At 62.3% G+C, this 17,647-nt stretch carries 14 protein-coding genes; 12 read left to right on the forward strand and 2 right to left on the reverse strand.

Features of this window, described 5'->3' with window-relative positions:
• Nucleotides 1–68 precede the first annotated feature (68 nt).
• Complete coding sequence (locus C7J97_RS06065; RefSeq protein WP_113992285.1) at nt 69–2,468, reverse strand: glycoside hydrolase family 2 protein; 2,400 nt, start codon at nt 2,466–2,468, stop codon at nt 69–71.
• Between the two features lie 231 nt (nt 2,469–2,699).
• Nucleotides 2,700–3,320: a flavodoxin family protein gene (locus C7J97_RS06070; protein WP_113992286.1), complete on the reverse strand. Its 621-nt coding sequence runs from the start codon at nt 3,318–3,320 to the stop codon at nt 2,700–2,702.
• Between the two features lie 188 nt (nt 3,321–3,508).
• Between C7J97_RS06070 and rsmD the strand changes: the two genes are divergently transcribed.
• The 12 genes from rsmD (at nt 3,509) to C7J97_RS06130 (ending at nt 17,433) form a co-directional block, all read left to right on the forward strand.
• The gene (gene rsmD / locus C7J97_RS06075; RefSeq protein ID WP_005921049.1) at nt 3,509–4,084 is read left to right on the forward strand and encodes a 16S rRNA (guanine(966)-N(2))-methyltransferase RsmD; all 576 of its coding nucleotides are present in this window, start codon (nt 3,509–3,511) and stop codon (nt 4,082–4,084) included.
• Nucleotides 4,081–4,542, forward strand: a complete 462-nt coding sequence (locus C7J97_RS06080; RefSeq protein ID WP_112120924.1) for an ATPase — start codon at nt 4,081–4,083, stop codon at nt 4,540–4,542. The genes rsmD and C7J97_RS06080 overlap by 4 nt, the downstream gene beginning before the upstream one ends.
• A gap of 228 nt (nt 4,543–4,770) precedes the next feature.
• Nucleotides 4,771–5,190: a division/cell wall cluster transcriptional repressor MraZ gene (gene mraZ, locus C7J97_RS06085; protein ID WP_113992287.1), complete on the forward strand. Its 420-nt coding sequence runs from the start codon at nt 4,771–4,773 to the stop codon at nt 5,188–5,190.
• Nucleotides 5,191–5,226: 36 nt separating this feature from the next.
• Complete coding sequence (gene rsmH / locus C7J97_RS06090) at nt 5,227–6,192, forward strand: 16S rRNA (cytosine(1402)-N(4))-methyltransferase RsmH (RefSeq protein WP_055185495.1); 966 nt, start codon at nt 5,227–5,229, stop codon at nt 6,190–6,192.
• A gap of 39 nt (nt 6,193–6,231) precedes the next feature.
• Nucleotides 6,232–6,711, forward strand: coding sequence for a hypothetical protein (locus C7J97_RS06095; RefSeq protein ID WP_005921042.1), 480 nt, complete (start codon nt 6,232–6,234; stop codon nt 6,709–6,711).
• A gap of 113 nt (nt 6,712–6,824) precedes the next feature.
• Nucleotides 6,825–9,302: a PASTA domain-containing penicillin-binding protein gene (locus tag C7J97_RS06100; RefSeq protein ID WP_113992288.1), complete on the forward strand. Its 2,478-nt coding sequence runs from the start codon at nt 6,825–6,827 to the stop codon at nt 9,300–9,302.
• Between the two features lie 106 nt (nt 9,303–9,408).
• Nucleotides 9,409–10,791, forward strand: coding sequence for a UDP-N-acetylmuramoyl-tripeptide--D-alanyl-D-alanine ligase (locus C7J97_RS06105; protein WP_113992289.1), 1,383 nt, complete (start codon nt 9,409–9,411; stop codon nt 10,789–10,791).
• A gap of 28 nt (nt 10,792–10,819) precedes the next feature.
• Nucleotides 10,820–11,815, forward strand: coding sequence for a glycosyl transferase family 4 (locus C7J97_RS06110; RefSeq protein WP_113992290.1), 996 nt, complete (start codon nt 10,820–10,822; stop codon nt 11,813–11,815).
• Between the two features lie 28 nt (nt 11,816–11,843).
• On the forward strand, nt 11,844–13,157 hold the full coding sequence (locus C7J97_RS06115) for an FtsW/RodA/SpoVE family cell cycle protein (RefSeq protein ID WP_113992291.1): 1,314 nt from the start codon (nt 11,844–11,846) through the stop codon (nt 13,155–13,157).
• Nucleotides 13,158–13,212: 55 nt separating this feature from the next.
• The gene (murG, locus tag C7J97_RS06120; RefSeq protein WP_113620778.1) at nt 13,213–14,340 is read left to right on the forward strand and encodes an undecaprenyldiphospho-muramoylpentapeptide beta-N-acetylglucosaminyltransferase; all 1,128 of its coding nucleotides are present in this window, start codon (nt 13,213–13,215) and stop codon (nt 14,338–14,340) included.
• 34 nt (nt 14,341–14,374) lie between these two features.
• On the forward strand, nt 14,375–15,931 hold the full coding sequence (locus C7J97_RS06125; protein WP_113992292.1) for an FtsQ-type POTRA domain-containing protein: 1,557 nt from the start codon (nt 14,375–14,377) through the stop codon (nt 15,929–15,931).
• Nucleotides 15,932–15,954: 23 nt separating this feature from the next.
• Nucleotides 15,955–17,433: a UDP-N-acetylmuramoyl-L-alanyl-D-glutamate--2,6-diaminopimelate ligase gene (locus C7J97_RS06130; protein ID WP_113992293.1), complete on the forward strand. Its 1,479-nt coding sequence runs from the start codon at nt 15,955–15,957 to the stop codon at nt 17,431–17,433.
• Nucleotides 17,434–17,647 lie beyond the last annotated feature (214 nt).

Here is a 17,647-nt window from a genome sequence, read left to right on the forward strand (position 1 = left end):
CTCTAGAATATCAGCCAACCATGATAAAATTTTGAACAGACTGCAAATCTATCATGAAAGGACGAAAATTAAACGTTTTGCTCCTCCCGGCTGCGCACGGTGAGCGCCGCTTCGGTGTCCAGTGCGCCCTCCATGCGGCAGTGCAGCACGGCGCGTCCGGCCTTGCCGGTGGTGGCAAGGTAGGTGCCCGCCATGCCGCCCCGCAGGGGCACTACGCAGGGGCCTAAAATTTTCAGCGGCCCTTCCACGGACAGGCAGACGGCCTCGCCGCAGTAGGGCAGCAGGTTGCCGTTCTGGTCGATGGCGCGCAGGCTGACCGCAGCGCAGTCCCATGTGGGGCCGTCGGTCAGCAGGGGGTTGTGCACAGTGCACTCCAGCCGGACGCTCTGCACCGGCTCCCGCACCACGGTGCGCACGGCGCGGCCATGCCACACCGCTTCGAACCGGTACACCGGCGCGGAGCTGCCCAGCACACCGATGTACTTGTAATACATCCGCAGCAGCTCGTTCCAGTTCAGCCGCAGCGAGAGCATCCGCGCCTTGGACAGGGGTGAAAGCGCCATGGCGTCCCGCCGCAGCTCGTTGAGGATGGCAGCAGCCTGCACGGCGGTGGCGTGATCCATGCCCTCGTATTTTTCCAGCAGCGAGCCGACAAAATCGTTGATCTCGATGGGCGGGTGGGGCAGGGCGGCAAAGCGTCCCCGGCGGTCGGGGCTGAACTCGGCCACAAAGTCGTTGCCGCGGTACAGCCGCACGCTCTCGGCGTTGGTGAACACCCAGCAGGCGGCGGCTGCGCCGCCGGGCAGGTCGCCCAGCGTCATGGCAGAGGAGACCTCCAGCACGATGTCGGAGGGGGCACGGGGCGTTTTCTGGCTGGCGTAGACGGCGGCGGAGAGCTTCGGGTTGCGGAACAGATCCATCACGCCGTGGTAGCAGATGCGGTCGCCGCTGCCAAACTCCCGGTGGGTGTTGTAGTCGGTCATGCACCAGCCAAAGCTGCCCGCAACGCCCGGCTGGGCAATGCTGTCGTTCAGCACGGCGGCGTGGTGCAACGCCTGCACCAGACGGTGGGGCTCGTCATCAAAGGGCTTGGCGGGGAAGTTTTGACCGCCGAACTCGCTGATAAGGTAGCCCTTGCGGGTGTCGGGGGTCACGGCGGCACGGTTCTCGCAGCCCGCGCCGCGCCCGGCGTAGGAATAATCGTTGTAGGCGTAAACGTCCTCCAGCAGTTGGCTTTTGCGGGTGCTGCGGGTGCCCGCCGTGGGGCGGGTGGGGTCCAGCCGGTGGATGGCTTCGTTGGTGCGCTTATAAAAGGCTTCGTTGTCGGGGCTGCCGCTGATGCGGGCACCCCACAAAAAGATGCTGGGATGGCTGCGGTACTGGCACACCATCTCCCGGCAGTTCTGCAGCGCCTGCGCCTGCCACACCTCATCACCGATGTGCTGCCAGCCGGGCATTTCGGGGAACACCAGCAGGCCCAGCTCGTCGCAGGCGTCCAGAAACGCCGGGCTGGGGGGCGCATAGCAGGTGCGTACGGCGTTGCAGCCCAGCTCCTTTTTCAGCAGCTGGGCGTCCAGCCGCTGGATGCTGTCCGGCATGGCGTAGCCCTGATAAGGGTAGCTCTGGTGCCGGTCAAGGCCGCGCAGCTCTACCCGCTGACCGTTCAGGTACAGCCCGCCTGCCACGAACTGCACCGTGCGGAAACCGAACCGCACCGTTTTTTCGTCCAGCACCCGGTCGGGCAGACCGCCGGTGCCGGGGCGGATGAGCCGCACGGTCAGGGTGTACAGGGTAGGGTGCTCTAAGCTCCACGGGTGCACGTTGTTCAGCGTGCCGGTGATGGGCAGGGAAAGCTCGCCGCTGTACACCGCCCGGCTCCCGGCGGGGCTGCGGATCTCGGCCTGCAGGGTGCAGCCGACCGTCTCGCCCACGGTGGCGGTGTAGATGCGGAAATCGCCCTCCGCCTTTGCTTCAATGAACACGTCCCGCAGATAGGCAGGCTCCTTGATATCCAGACTGACGGCGCGGTAGATGCCGCCGTAGGTCAGCGCATCCAGCTGCCCGCCGAAGGGCGGGATGTTCAGATCCTCCCGGCTGTCGCAGCGCACAGCCACCACGTTCTTCTGCCCCAGACGCAGCGCACCGGTCAGGTCTACCGTAAAAGCGGTGTAGCCGCAGCCGTGGTGGAACACCCGCCGCCCGTTGCAGAACACAGTGGCATCGTGTGCCACTGCCCCGAAGGTAAGCAGCACGGTGCGGCCCAGCCACTCTCTGGGTGCAAAAAACTCCCGCCGGTAGCCGCACAGGCGCTGGTAGTCGTTTTCATTGCAATAATTATAGGGCAGAGGCTTGACCGTGTGCGGCAACCGCACCGGGGTAAGGGAAAGCTCCGGGCACTCCGGGCGCACTAGCGCCGGGTCAAAGGTGGGGGCAAACAGCCAGCCCTCGTTCCAATCGTAGTGTTCCATAGCAGGATCTCCGTCTGAGTGATATGCTTATAGAGGTATGGTATCACAAAGTTATGAACGAAAAAAGCATTCACGCCCCTTTTGTGCCGGAACAGCAGAAATTTTGTAGTGCGCGGAAGCTGCCGGTGGCAGGTTGCCCAAGAAATGCTTGGAAAAATTGTATAAAATCGCCCATAGAAATGGAGCCCCGGAACGCCAGCGGCGTTCCGGGGCTCCAAATTTATTCATACCTCAGCGGATAAAGTTGGTCATGGGGCGGGGCGGGTTCTGCGGGTGGTCGATGCCTGCGGCCTTACCGGCCTCGATGCAGCGCAGCAGCCATGCCATGTTGCGGCCCAGTTCCTGCATCACGGCGCAGCCCTCGGCGTCCTGCAGTACCTGCTCGGGGTTGGAGCCATGTACCATAGCCCAGTAGGAGCCGTTGACCAGCGGCATGTGGAAGAACTGGGGGTACTTGACCAGCTGGTCAAGGGTGGAGGTGGTGCCGGCGCGGCGGGCAGAGCAGCAGACAGCGGCGGGCTTATAGGCCAGATACTTGCCGCCCGCGTAGGCCAGACGGTCCATAAAGCTGGCCATGTTGCCCGCAGCGGAGGCGTAGTGCACCGGGCTGCCGAACACGAAGGCGTCGGCGGTCTTGGCCTTCTCAATGGCCTCGTTGACCACGCCGCCGAACACGCATCCATTGCCGCCGCGGCAGCCGCCGCAGCCGATGCAGCCGCCTACGGGCTGACCGCCGACGTGCAGGATCTCGGTCTCGATGCCCTGTGCCTTCAGCTCCCCGGCAATAAGGGAAAGGGCGGTGTAGGTGCAGCCCTTCTCGTGGGGGCTGCCGTTGATGAGCAGAACTTTCATGCTGTATACTCTCCTTTACTGAAATGCGCCGTAAAATGCGCAATATTGCTGCTATGATTGTAGCACAAAGCCGCCCGCAGCGCAATGCGGGCTCTTGACAATGCTATGCAGTTGGGAGATAATAAAGGATACGAAAGAGTTCAAACCGGCTGCCGCGGGGGCGGCAGCTACGGCAAGGAGGTAACATCATGCGCGTGATCGCAGGAGAAGCCCGGGGCCGCAGGCTGGAAGCACTGCCCGGCACCGATGTCACCCGCCCCACCCTCTCGCAGGTGAAGGAGGCGATGTTCAGCATCGTACAGTTCGACCTGCCCGGGGCCCGGGTGCTGGATCTGTATGCCGGCAGCGGCCAGCTGGGCATTGAGGCGCTGAGCCGGGGTGCGGCCCGGTGCGTCTTTCTGGACGAGAGCCGGGAGGCCGTAAGCATCGTGATGCGCAACTGCAAGGCCTGCGGCGTGTTCGACCGCAGCCGGGTGAATATCGGCGAGGCTGCGCGGTTCTTATCGGCCTGCCGGGAGCAGTTCGATCTGGTGCTGCTGGACCCGCCCTTCCGTGGCGGCACGCTGGAAAAGATCCTGCCCGCCGTGGAAAAGTGCGTTGCTCCGGGCGGCATCGTGCTGTGCGAGAGCGAAACAGGCATCGTGCTGCCCGCGCAGGCGGGCAGTCTGACCCTGCAGAAGCAGTATAAATACGGCAAGGTGCTGCTGTGGAAGTACACAAAGCCCATGCAGTCCGCCGCTGAGCAGGAGGGAGAAGCCTTATGAACGTGAACGAGCTTTTGGATACCATTGAGGATGCACTGGAAGAGAGCGCAAATGTGCCCCTTTCCGGCGGCAAGCGCATCGTGGATGTGGAGCAGATCCGGGATTATCTGGACGAGGTGCGGGCGGCATTGCCCGGCGAGCTGCGGCAGGCGCAGCAGATCGTGAACGACCGGGCGCAGATCGTGGACAGCGCCAACGCACAGGCACAGGCCATCGTGAAAAAGGCCGAGGAGCGCGCCCGCATTCTGGTCAGTGACGCCGAGATCGTCAAGGCCGCCCAGCAGCGCGCTTCTGAGATCACCTCCGCAGCCCAGACCGAGGCGCGCACCCTGCGCCAGACCGTGACCGACTACTGCGAGAATATGCTGCGCACCACCGAGGACACCATGGTGGAAAACGCCGCACAGGTCAAAAATATCCGTGCCAGCCTGCGCCAGAACGCCAAGAAAAACGGCTGATAACGGTCAACTTTCCACACAAATTCCACAGATTGCGGAAAACGAAGTCCCTGCGAGCAAAAATGACGGCTCACAGGGACTTTTTTTGTGGATTTTTGCGGCAAAAAGCCGCCCGAAAACCCTTGCATTCACGAACTTGATTTGCTACAATAAAGATGTGTCAGTGGGGCAAAGTGGGTAAAAGTAGGGCGCATGCCCTGAAAACGCCCCTGAAAGGGGGAACAGCGCGTGTTTTTTGGCCGTTATGATTACACTATCGACGCCAAGGGGCGGCTGAACTTCCCCGCAAAATTCCGCGACGCCATGGGCGAGAGTTTCGTGGTGCTGGAATGGGTGGACAGCTGCCTGTTCGCACTGCCCATGGAAGAAGTGGAGCGGCTGGCGGACAAGCTGGAAAGCGATGAACTGATGGACAGCTGGGCGATCTCCGGCGACCTGTTCAGCACCGCCTGCGAGGTGGTGCCGGACAAGCAGGGGCGCATCCTGCTGCCCGCAGAGCTGCGCGCCTACGCCGGGCTGGAAAAGGACGTGACCATCATCGGCAACCGCAACCATGCTGAGATCTGGGCCACCGAGGTCTGGAATGCCCGCCGCGCCGCCGTGACCAACGACCAGCGCGCCGAGCGGCTGCGCAAGCTGCACCTCTGATGCAAAAAAACTAAACCGAGAAAGGAGGCCGTGCCAATGGCCTTTGAAGAACAGCAGCCCTTTGACCCGGCCTCGTTTGAGCATATCCCCGTTTTGCTGAACGAGTGCCTGACGGGGCTTGCCATCGACCCGGCAGGCACCTATCTGGACGGCACCGCCGGCGGCGCGGGACATTCCCGCCAGATCGCCTTGCGGCTGGACGCCGCCAAGGGCGGCAGGCTCATCTCGCTGGATCAGGACCCGGACGCGGTGCAGACCGCGCGTTCCCGTCTGGCCGGGCTGCCTGCCACCGTGGTACAGATCAATTTTCGCTATGCGGGACAGGCGCTGGAGCAGCTGGGCATTGAAAAGATCAACGGCGCACTGCTGGATCTTGGCGTTTCCAGCCACCAGCTGGACGATGCCGCCCGGGGCTTTTCCTACCGGGCAGACGCGCCGCTGGATATGCGCATGAGCCAGCAGGGCGAGACCGCCGCAGACCTTGTGAACACCGAAAGCCGCGAGGAACTGGCCCGCATCCTGCGGGATTACGGCGAGGAACCCTATGCGTGGCAGATCGCAGGAAAGATCGTGGAGGCGCGGGAAACCGCTCCCATCCTGACCACCCTGCAGCTGGCAGATATCGTAGCAAGCGCCATGCCCCCGGCAGAGCGCCGCAAGAACAAGAACCCCTCCCGCCGCACCTTTCAGGCACTGCGCATTGCAGTGAACCACGAACTGGACGCGCTGGAAGAGGGCTTGGATACCATTTTCGATCACCTTGCACCGGGCGGCCGGTTGTGCGTGATCACCTTCCATTCTCTGGAGGACCGGCTGGTCAAGAACAAGTTCCGCCGCTGGTCCACAGCCTGTACCTGCCCGCCGGAGTTTCCGGTGTGTGTATGCGGCGGCAAGGCAAAGGCAAAGCTTATCACCCGCAAACCCATTGAAGCTGATACGCAGGAACTGGAGGAGAACCGGCGCAGCCGTTCCGCCCACCTGCGCGTGCTGGAAAAATGCTGAGATGCCGGAAGCACCGGCATTGTGAGGAGGAGAGAAACCATGGGTCAGCCAGCATATGATCGTAATGCGGTGCGCCGCCGCAGGGCACCGCAGCCGCAGCGCAAAGCAAACCTGCGGGTAGCAAAGGGCGGCAAGCGGCGGTTGAACCCGCTGCAGGCCGCCGTACATAACGCCATGAATCTGGTGGCGGCAGCACTGCTGGTGGGCTTTGCCATCAGTCTGCTGTGGAGCGAGGCACAGCTGGTGGAGCTGAACGACCAGATCCAAGCCACTAAGGCGCAGCTGGTCAGCGAGCAGAGCCAGTATACCTACTACAACAGCACCCTGAACAGCAAGACCAACATTGCCAGCGTGGAAGAGACCGCAGGGCGGCTGGGTCTGATGAAAGTAGACCCCAGCCAGATCACCTACATCCGCCTGGGCGAAAGCGGCGCACTGGTGCGCCGGGAGTCCACCGTGCGGCAATGGACCGACTTTTTGTACACCGGCGCGGTGAACATTCTGGGCACCGTGAGATAACCGAAGAAAGCGTGCGGCAGCGCACGCTTTTTTCGGTTTATGGACACCGCAGTCTGAATAAATAACAGCGCAGGGCGCGCGGAATGCAGTGCACGCCCCGCAGGAGAGAACCAATGCAAGAACCTTTCCGTAACAAAAAAAACAGGGGCTACCGCCTGCGTCCGGCCTCCGGCCGGGACCGGCTGGACAGCCGGGTGCGGCGGCTTTGCAGCCGTCTGGGCATCCTTGCGGTGGTGGTGGCAGCCGCCATCGTCATCCGCAGCCTGTATAATATCCAGATCATCCACGGGGCAGAGTACCGCCAGTACGCCGCCCAGCAGCAGCTGCTGGATACCACCATCAAGGCCACCCGCGGCGAGATCTACGATGCCTCCGGCATCACCCTTGCATCCACCAGCGTGGTGTGGACTATCTGGGCAGACCCCAGTTACAGCAGCATCCTTTATACCAGCAAGACCAACGATGACGACACTGTGACCAAAACGTTGGACCCCGCCATGTGCGCCGAGGTGAGCCGGGAGCTGACGTTGCGTCTGCTCTCCGGGGACGGCGAGAGCTTGGACAGTGTGGACACTTCCTCGGCAGAGTACCAGCAGCAGTACCAGACCGTTTACGATGCACTATCCCGGCTGGATTCTGCCTACGTTACCCTTGCCACCAAGGTGAACAACGCGGTGAAGCTTTCCATTGAAAAATACGTCACCAGCTTCAACAAGGCGCACAAAAAGGCCACCGATACCTCCCGCAAGGGGCGCATCTCGGTGTCCTCGGAAAAAAGCTTCCAGCGTAACTACCCCTACGGCGCCTTTGCCGCAGCGGTGCTGGGCTTTACGGATGCGGACGGCGTCGGCACCTACGGACTGGAAAAATCCTACCAGTCCACCTTGGCCGGTGTGGATGGCCGCACCATCACCCAGCGCAACGCGGTGGGCAACGCCATTGCAGACGCCAACGCCACCACCTTTGCCGCCAAGGACGGCTCTAATCTGGTGCTGTCGCTGGATGTGAACGTGCAGGAGATCGCGGAGCGGTACCTGAACGAAGCCATTGCAGCCAATACGGTGGAAAACCGCGGCTGCGCCATTGTGATGGACGTCAAGACCGGTGCTATCCTTGCCATGGCTTCCAAGCCGGACTTTGACCCCAACGACCCGCTGAACTTCACTGCCAACGAGGCCTACCTCAACGAGCTGGTGCACGCAGAGCCGGAACTTTACGGCATCTATAAAAAGGATGCCGACGGCAACTACATCACCGACGAGCTGGGCAACAAGATTCTGGACGAAGAAGCGGACTATTCCGGTTACTACCGGGATATCCTGTGGAAGAACAAGACCATCACTGAGCTGTACTACCCGGGCTCTGTGTTCAAGGTCATCACCTCCGCCATGGGCATCGACTCCGGCGTGGCGACCATGAACACCACCTTTACCTGCTCTGGCGCTTACGGCGTAGCCAAGGAGACCTACCACTGCGCAGGGCGCAAGGCGCACGGCCTGCTCAATATGGCCGAGGCACTGCGCAAGAGCTGCAACATCTACTACATCCAGCTGGGGCAGCGCGTCGGCTCGCAGCAGTTCTATAACTACTTCGATGCCTTCGGCTTTACCGCCCGCACCGGGGTGGACCTGCCCAGCGAGACCAACTTTATGCAGTACTACCGCGCCGACCAGCTGGGCGAGGTGCAGCTGGCTTCCTCCTCCTTCGGTCAGGCCATGGCCATCACCCCGCTGCAGATGTGCACCGCTATTGCGGCCACCGTCAACGGCGGGTATCTGGTCACCCCCCATGTGGTGGATAAGATCACCGATGCCAACGGCAATGTCATTCAGGAGATCGGCGCAAATGTGCGCCGTCAGGTCATCAGCCAGAGCGCCAGCGAGGTTATCCGGCAGATGATGGAGTACGAGGTGGGCAACGGCACCGGCGGCGGCAAAAACGCCTATGTGTCCGGTTACCGCATCGGCGGCAAGTCCGGCACTTCCGAGCAGCTGAATATGCACCGCCGCGCCGATGGCGACTATAAGAAGGTGGCTTCTTTCGTGGCGGTGCTGCCCGCCAACGACCCGGAAATTCTGGTCTACGTCATGCTGGACGACCCCAACAACGCAAGGACAGACTATTCCTCCATCCTTGCAGCCCCTGTGGCGGGCAATATCATCAGCGAGGTGGCCCCTTATCTTGGCATTGCCACCGACGGCGAGGACCGCAGCGGCACCATCGTTACGGTGCCGAACCTTGTGGGCACCGAGTGGAGCAATGCGCAGGTGCAGCTGAACATTCAGGGCTTGAAGCATCAGCTGCAGGAAAGCCAGAGCAGCCAGTCCGCTGCCCCGGTCACCTACCAGTACCCCCACGCGGGGAGCAAGGTGCCCTACGGCACCACCATCTACCTGTATACCGATACCTACGAGGGCAGCCACACCGAGGTGCCGGATGTGACCGGCAAGAGCCCGGACTTTGCCCGCCAGATGCTGAGCGCCGCCGGGCTGAACTGCGTGGTGGAGGGCAGCGGCACGGTGCAGGCGCAAAGCGACGAGCCCGGCTCCAGCGTACAGCGCGGCACCATCATCACCCTGACCTGTGGGTAAAACAGCTTTTTCGGCATCTTCGCCCAAGGCTTTCAGCATAAAGCACTGCCGCAAGGCAGTGACGGATGAGGGTGCAGCATTCAATAGAACGAGAGGGGATAAAACAATGGAAAAGATCCATGCAAGCAAGCTTCTGGCAGGGCTGGTGCCTGCCGGAAAACTGACCAGTGACCCGGAGGTGGCACTGGTCACCACCGACAGCCGCGAGGTAAAGCCCGGCTGCATTTTTGTGGCCTTCCCCGGCGAGCGGTTCGACGGCCATGATTTCGCCGCCCGTGCGCTGGAGCAGGGCGCGGAGTATGTGGTGGTCAACCACCCCGTGCCCGGTGTGCCGGAGGAAAAGGCCATCCTTTGCCCGGACAGCTACCACGCCATGATGGTGATGGGCGCAAACTACCGCAGCCAGTACCACCCCAAGATGGTGGGTGTGACCGGCAGTGTGGGCAAGACCACCACCAAGCAGATGACCTACGCCGCCCTGAGCGGCTTTGGCGAGACCATCAAGACCGAGGGCAACCAGAACAATGAGCTGGGAATGCCCCGCACCCTGATGCGGCTGGAAAGCAGCACCGAGTACGCGGTCATCGAGATGGGCATGAGCCACGCCGGTGAAATTGACCGTCTGGCGCGGGCAGCACGGCCGGATGTGGGCATCATTACCTGCATCGGCGTGTCTCACATCGGCAATCTGGGCAGTCAGGAGAACATCTGCAAGGCAAAGCTGGAGATCTGCAACGGTCTGCCGGAGGGCGCACCGCTGGTGCTGAACTACGACGACCCCTTCCTGCGCAAGGCAGTGCTGCCCGCCCATGTGCGCCCGGTGTGGTTCAGCCTGAGCGATGAAAACGCAGACGTCTGCGCCCTGTCCATCCGGCAGGAGACGGACGGCATGAGTTTTGTGCTGGAGGATCAGGAGCACGGCACCTTTGTGGTGAACATCCCCGCCATGGGACGCCACAATGTGGCAAACGCCTTGGCTGCCTACTGCGCCGCCACCCGTCTGGGCTGCGACGCCAAGAGGGTCATCCGGGGTCTTTCCAACTTTGAGCAGACCGGCCGCCGCCAGAAGGTGGTGGACAGCGAGGGCGTGACCGTCATCGAGGACTGCTACAACGCAAACCCGGACAGCATGAAGGCCGCGCTGGCGATGTTTAAGGACTTCCCCTGCAAGCGCCGCTTTGCCCTGCTGGGCGATATGCTGGAGCTGGGCGATCTGAGCCGCGAAGCACACGAGGAGCTGGGACGTCTTGCCGCCGAGAGCGGGCTGTATTGCCTGATCACCTACGGCGAGCAGGCCAAGCGCACCGCCGTGGTGGCTGCCGCCAAGGGGGTAGAGACCCTGCACGCAGAAAATTACCGCGAGGCCGCCGATGCCCTGCTGGACCGGGTGCAGCCCGGCGATGCTGTTCTGGTAAAGGCCAGCCACGGCATGGCACTGGAAAAAGTGCTGGATATCTTCTACGAAGAGCATAAAGAAGCAGAAGTATAACTATTTGGCGAAATGGAGTGTCTGAGTTATGGAGCGTTTCGCCTTGGCAGCGGCGGTGGTGCTGGGCTTTGCCCTTACGGCAGCCCTGTGCAGCCTGTTTGTGCCGCTGCGGCGGGTGCTGGAACGCCGCGAACAAAACCAGCAGCCGGTACAGTCTGAGCAGCCCCGGCCTGCACCCCTGCGCGCCCCGCTGTGGGGCGGACTGTGTGCGGCGGCGGGCACGGTGGCTGCGGTGGGCGTGGGCTGGCTTGCTGCCTGCGTGGGTCAGCCGGAGCTGCTGGGCAGCGAGGGCCGGTTGATGACACGGCTGCTCACGGCGCTGGCCGGAAGCCTTGCCTTTGGGGCAGTGGGTCTTGCAGAGGACCTTGCCCGGATGCGCAGCCCGGCGGCGCTGGGGCTGCGGCGGGACGTGCGGCTTTTGCTGGAAGCACTGGCCGCGGCATTCGTTCTTTTGCTGCTGCGGGCAGCGGGCTGTCTGCCCCGGGGGCTGGGTGTGCCCGGGGCGGGGTATGTGCTGCTGGGCAGCGCCGTGCCCTTTTTGTGGGCGGTGCTCATGGTGGCACTGGCCGAGTGCGCCCGCATCGCCGAGCGGGATGAAGGCACGGTGTGCGGCGCGGCCTTTGTGGCTATGCTGGCGCTGATGATGGCAGAGGCCGGCTTGGGCGTGCCCGGGCTGGCGGTGCTGCCCGCCGCGCTTGCCGGGGCACTGGTGGCGCTGCTGCTGTGGGCGTTCCCCCCGGCAAGGCTGGGGGTGGGCTGCTGCGGCAGCCTGCTGGCGGCGGGTGCCATCGGCTGCATCCCGCTCAGTCTGGATATGACCAGCCTGACTGTGCCGCTGGCGCTGCCCTTCTGGGCGGCAGGCGGTCTTTTGGCAGCGCAGCTGCTGGGTGCAAAACGCACCGGCAAGCCCTTGCGCTGCTGGGTAAAAAAGCATAAAATGAGCCCGGAGACGGTGTTCCTGTGCAGCTTTGCGCTGAGCGCTGTCGGCTATGTACTGGCGCTGGCGCTGCTGCGCTGGTGCTGACCGGGCACAGAGAGGGAAGGGAGCGCAGATGGCGACTATCCGCAAAAAACACAGAGCGCCGGTGCCGGTGTTCCAGCGAGACCCGGGCCCGTGGTCCCGGCTGCTGATCGACTGGCTGGCCACGCTGGCTGTTATTATGATCTTTGGGCTGGTGATGCTGTTCAGCGCCAGCTACACCACCGGTTACCTGCGCATGGGCGACAGCTTCCACTACATCAAGCAGCAGGCGCTGTGCATGATACTGGGGCTGGGCTGTATGTTCCTGATAAGCTATGTGGATCACCGTTTTCTGCGCAAGATGGTGGTGCCGGGGTACATCATCGTGCTGGCTATGCTGGCCGTCACCCTGACCATGGCACCCCTGAACGGCTGCCGCCGCTGGATCCGCTTTGCAGGCCTTACGCTGCAATCCTCGGAGGTGGCAAAGTTTGAGATGATCCTGTTCAGTTCCCATCTTGCAGCCAAGGCGCCGCAGGTGGAGCGGCTGGACCCGGAGCGCCGCATCCTGCTTACCCCCCGGGAATGGCTGCGGGTGCGGGTGTGGAAGCAGCTGGTGGTGCCGGTGCTGCCCCTTATACCGGTGGTCCTCCTGCTGGCGATGGAGCCGCACATGTCCGGCATCGTGCTGACGGTGGCGGTGGTGGGCACCATCCTGCTGCTGTCCGGCAGCGGCGGTGTGCTGACATGGGCGGGTGCCATCACGGCGGGCACCCTGCTGGAGACCCTGCTCTCCCATGTGGACTCTATCCCCTACCTGCAAAAGCGTCTGGACGGCTGGACGCAGGATCTGAGCCAGATGACCGACCAGACCGTGCAGAGCCTTTATGCTATCGGCTCCGGCGGACTGAAGGGGCTGGGGCTGGGCAACAGCGTGGAAAAGCAGCTCTGGCTGCCGGAAAGCACCAACGACTTTATTTTCAGCGTGGTGTGCGAGGAGCTGGGCTTCATTGGCGCAGTGCTCATCATCGTGCTGTTCGTGCTGTTCATCGTGCAGGGACTGCTCATCGCCTATAAGGCGGAGAACCTGTACTGCACCATGGTAGGCATTGGCATCATGGCGCAGATCGCGTGGCAGGTGTTCTGCAACATCGCCGTGGTCACCAACACCCTGCCCAACACCGGCATCAGTCTGCCCTTCTTCTCCTCCGGCGGTACCAGCCTGATCCTGCTGCTGGCAGAGATGGGCGTAATGGTGAACATCGGCCGCAACGGCGAGCGGGCAGCGCAGCAGCGGGAGCAGATGCGTGCCCAGCGGGAGGCCGCCCGCGCCGAGCGCGAGGCAGAACTTGCACGTAAGACCATTGACTTGGCCTCTGCCCGCGCAGCCCGTACAGAACAGTAAAACAAACCGCAAGCCCGCCCGGCCGCAGGCTGGGCGTTTATAAGGAGGAATCACCATGCGTGTTCTCATCGCAGCCGGCGGCACCGCCGGACATATCAACCCTGCACTGGCCATTGCCGGTGCTCTGAAAAAGGCCGACCCTACCGCCGAGATCCACTTTGCAGGCCGTAAGGAGGGCATGGAGTACCGTTTGGTAACACAGGCGGGCTACCCCTTCCACCATATTGAGATCACCGGTTTTCAGCGCAAGCTCAGCCTGCACAACATCAAGCGCAACATCATTACCCTGTGGAATCTGGCGCTTTCCGGCCCCAAGGCCAAGGCCATGATGAAGGAAGTAAAGCCGGATCTCGTCATCGGCTGCGGCGGTTATGTGTCCGGCCCGGTGGTGCGCTGCGCCGCCAAAATGGGCATTCACACCGCCCTGCATGAGCAGAACGCTTTCCCCGGTGTGACCAACAAGCTGCTGGCCCCGGATGTGGATATCGTGTTTGCCGCCGTGCCCGCCGCCGTGGAAAAGCTGGGTGCACCGGACAAGACCCTTGTGGTGGGCAACCCCGTGCGGCCGGAGGTGTTTGCACAGGCCGCCAACCGCGAGGCCATCCGTGCACAGCTGGGTGCGGGCGACCGCACCGTCATCCTGTCCTTCGGCGGCAGCTTGGGCGCACGCCGGGTCAACGAGGTGGTGGCAGACCTGTGCGCCTGGGAGCAGCACGAGCACAAGCCGGTGCTGCACCTGCACGCCACCGGCCAGTACGGGGTGCAGCTGTTTGAGCAGCTGCAAAAGCAGAAGGATTTTGCCCCCGGTGACAGCCTTGTGGTAAAGGAATACATCAACAATATGCCGGAGCTGTTGGCAGCGGCAGACCTCGTCATCAGCCGCGCCGGTGCGCTGACGCTGGCCGAGCTGGAAGCTGTAGGACGCGCCGCTGTGCTGATCCCCAGCCCCAATGTGGCGGAGAACCACCAGTACTACAACGCCATGGAGCTGCAAAAGGCCGGGGCGGCTGTGGTCATTGAAGAAAAAGACCTGACCGGTGAAAAGCTGGTGCAGACTGTTTCTGCCATGCTGGCACAGCCCGGCAAGCTGGCCGAGATGGGCAAAAACGCCCGCAGCCTGTCTGTGGACGACAGTCTGGACCGCATCACTGCGGCGCTGCTCAAGCTGGTAAAGACCCCGTGATGCAGCCCCGGAATAAACAGGAAAGAAGGTGCGAATGATGCAGCAGAACCGTGACCGCAACGGCAGACCCCGGAACACGAGACCCTATGACCTGAACCGGGATGTGGCGCGCACCTCTGCGCCTTCGCAGGATCATACGCCCCGGAGCACCGGCAGCAGCCGCTACGGCTACAACGGCGAGCCGCTCAGCCGCCCGCCCTCCCGCAGCGCCAACGGCAGTGTGCGCTCCTCCCGGGCAGATAACAGCATCCAGTTCCCCACCCAGACCCAATCCCAGCCCCGCCGCCCGGCGCAGGGGCAGGGGAGCAATACCACCCAGTATCCCGCCGGTAACCGCCCGGCGGGCAGCAGACCAAAAAACGCGAAGTCCGGTGGCAAACAGCGCCGCCCGGCAAACAATGCCCGCAGCGGGCAGAGCAGCCGGAAAAACCAGAACGCGCAAAACCGCCCGAACCGGCAGCACCCGGCAGGCAGCCAGAGCGCCCCGCAGCAAAGCCCTGCCCGGCGGGAAATGCGCAAAAAGCGCAAGGTGACCCGCGCCACATTGCGGCGCCGCCGGATGCTGCGCCGCCTGACCGCCTTTGCCATGCTGCTGTGCGTTATTGGCGCGGGCATCTACCTGACCATGACCATGCTGTTCCGCATCAACTCCATTCAGGTGCAGACCCCGGACGGCAAGCAGGTGACCGAAATCGCTGGCTACTCCGCAGACAGCATTTTGCAGCGGATGGGCGTGCAGCTGGAGGAAAACATCTTCAGCTTTGAACCCGGCGAAAAGGCCGCGGTGCTGGAGCAGAACTTCCCGCTGCTGGGCTCCATCAAGGTGATCCGGGACTACCCCAACACCGTGGTGGTGCAGGTGACCGAGGCCGTGCCCGCCTACGCGGTGCAAAACGGCAATAAATGGCTTGTGATCTCGGACAAATGGAAGATTTTGTCCGAGGAAAGCACCCAGCCTGAGGGGCTTTGCACCCTGTACGGCGGCAAGCTGCAGGACACCACCCCGGGACAGGGCTTCTGGTTCGCGGAGGACGTGGACGCGGCAAGCGCCTCCGGCTCGGAAACCGCCGAAAGCGAAAGCGCGGTGAGCACCGAGACCGCCCGCATGGAAGCGCTGCGCACCTTAGTAGGCAAGCTGGAAGAATACGGCCTGTCGCAGGATGTGACGCGGCTGGAGGTGGCAGACACCGAGCAACTCGCATTTTTGTATCAGGACCGCATCAGCGTGCTGCTGGGCACGCTGAACGATCTGGATTATAAGCTGGACCGCGCCCGCTATGTGCTGACCAACGCCGACGGCAAGGGCTGCGGCCCCACCGACACCGGGCGGCTGGACTTCAGCCATACCAGCGCCAGCAGCACCCGCAAGATTTATTTTGCACAGGGTGAGCCCACTCTGCCCTCCGGCTATGTGGTGCCGCCCAAGGCCGAGGAACCCGCCCCGGCAGAGGACACTGCCGACAGCACCGACAGTGCAGAAAGCACGGATACTGCCGACACCACCGAACCGGCGGCTGAAACGGACACCGAGCAGCTGCCCCTGACCCACCCTGACCGCATGACGGCCAACGAAGAAGAAAACCCCATGTAAAGAAGCTCTTTGGAGGAGACTGTATGAAGCTGGAACAACTGATGGAAGGCGTGCCCTTTACCCTTGTGCAGGGCAGTCTGGATACTGAGATCGCGGATATCATCTACGACAGCCGCAAGGCTGCCCCGGGGCTTTTGTTCGTGTGCATCGTGGGCACCCAGCGGGACAGCCACGCGTTTGCCGCCGACTGCGCCGCCAAGGGAATCAGCGCGCTGGTCATCCAGCACGACATCGACCTTTCTACCCTGCCCGGGGTGACCGTGGTCAAGGTGGAGAGCAGCCGCTATGCCATGGCGTTGATGAGCGCCAACCTCTTCGGCAACCCTGCCCGGCAGATGACCATGATCGGCGTCACCGGCACCAAGGGCAAGACCACTACCACCCACATGATCAAAAGCGTGCTGGAGGCCGCAGGCCGCAAGGTAGGCATGATCGGCACCAACGGCATCTACTATATGGGACGCCACAAGGACACCGCCAACACCACCCCGGAAAGCTACGAGCTGCAAAAGACCTTCCGGGAGTTTCTGGATGCCGGCTGTGACACCGCACTGATGGAAGTATCCAGTCAGGGTCTGATGATGGATCGCGTGGCGGGCGTGCACTACGATGTGGGTGTGTTCACCAACCTTTCGCCGGATCACATCGGCCCCGGTGAGCACAAGACCTTTGAGGAGTACCGCAGCTGGAAGGGACAGTTGTTCAAGCGCTGCAACGTGGGCGTGGTGAACATCGACGATGAGAACACCGCCGCTCTGCTGGAGGGTCATACCTGCAAATTGGTCACCTATGGCCGCGATGAAAAGGCCGACTACCGCGAGACCGGCTACGAGCTGCTGCGCACCCACGATTTTCTGGGCGTTGCCTTCCACGTTACCGGCAAGGACGAGATGGACGTCAAGGTGAATATGCCCGGCGAGTTCAGCGTGTACAACGCGTTGGCAGCGCTGGCCGTGGGCAAGGTGCTGGGTCTGCCGGATGCCGCCATCCACGATGGTCTGGGCAAGTGCGTGGTGAAGGGACGTGTGGAGCTGGTGCCCATCAGCAAAAAGTTCACCATCCTGTTGGACTACGCCCACAACGAGGTGTCCACCGAGAGCCTGCTCACCACCCTGCGCGCCTACAAGCCCCACCGTCTGGTGGTGGTGTTCGGCTGCGGCGGCAACCGCTCCAAGCTGCGCCGCTATGGCATGGGCGAGATCTGCGCCAAGATGGCGGATTTCTCCATCCTCACCGAGGACAACAACCGCTTTGAAAAGGTGGAGGACATCATCGCGGATATCCGCGAGGGCATGAACAAGGGCAACCCGGACGCAAAGTTCGTGGAGATCCCCGACCGTCTGGACGCTTTGCACTACGCAGTGGATCACGCACAGGAGGGCGATCTGATCGCCGTCATCGGCAAGGGGCACGAGACCTACCGCGACCGCGAGGGCGTCAAGACCCCCTTCCTTGAGCGGGAGCTGCTGGAGGAATACGCACAGCAGATCGGGCTGGAATAAGAAAATAATATTATTATTGCGGGAAAAGCCGCTGCACAAAGCACTGTGCAGCGGCTTTTTTGCGCCCTGTGCAGGGGGCTATATAAAAAGGAAGCAAACTGTGACAAAAGTGTAAAAGATAAAAATATTTAACTAAATCCATTGACTTATCCGACGAATTGGCTATAATGGTCGTGTTCGATACCTCATAATTTTTAGGTAAATAATTAAACAC

The organism is Faecalibacterium prausnitzii (assembly GCF_003324185.1).
GTDB classification, from domain to species: domain Bacteria; phylum Bacillota; class Clostridia; order Oscillospirales; family Ruminococcaceae; genus Faecalibacterium; species Faecalibacterium prausnitzii.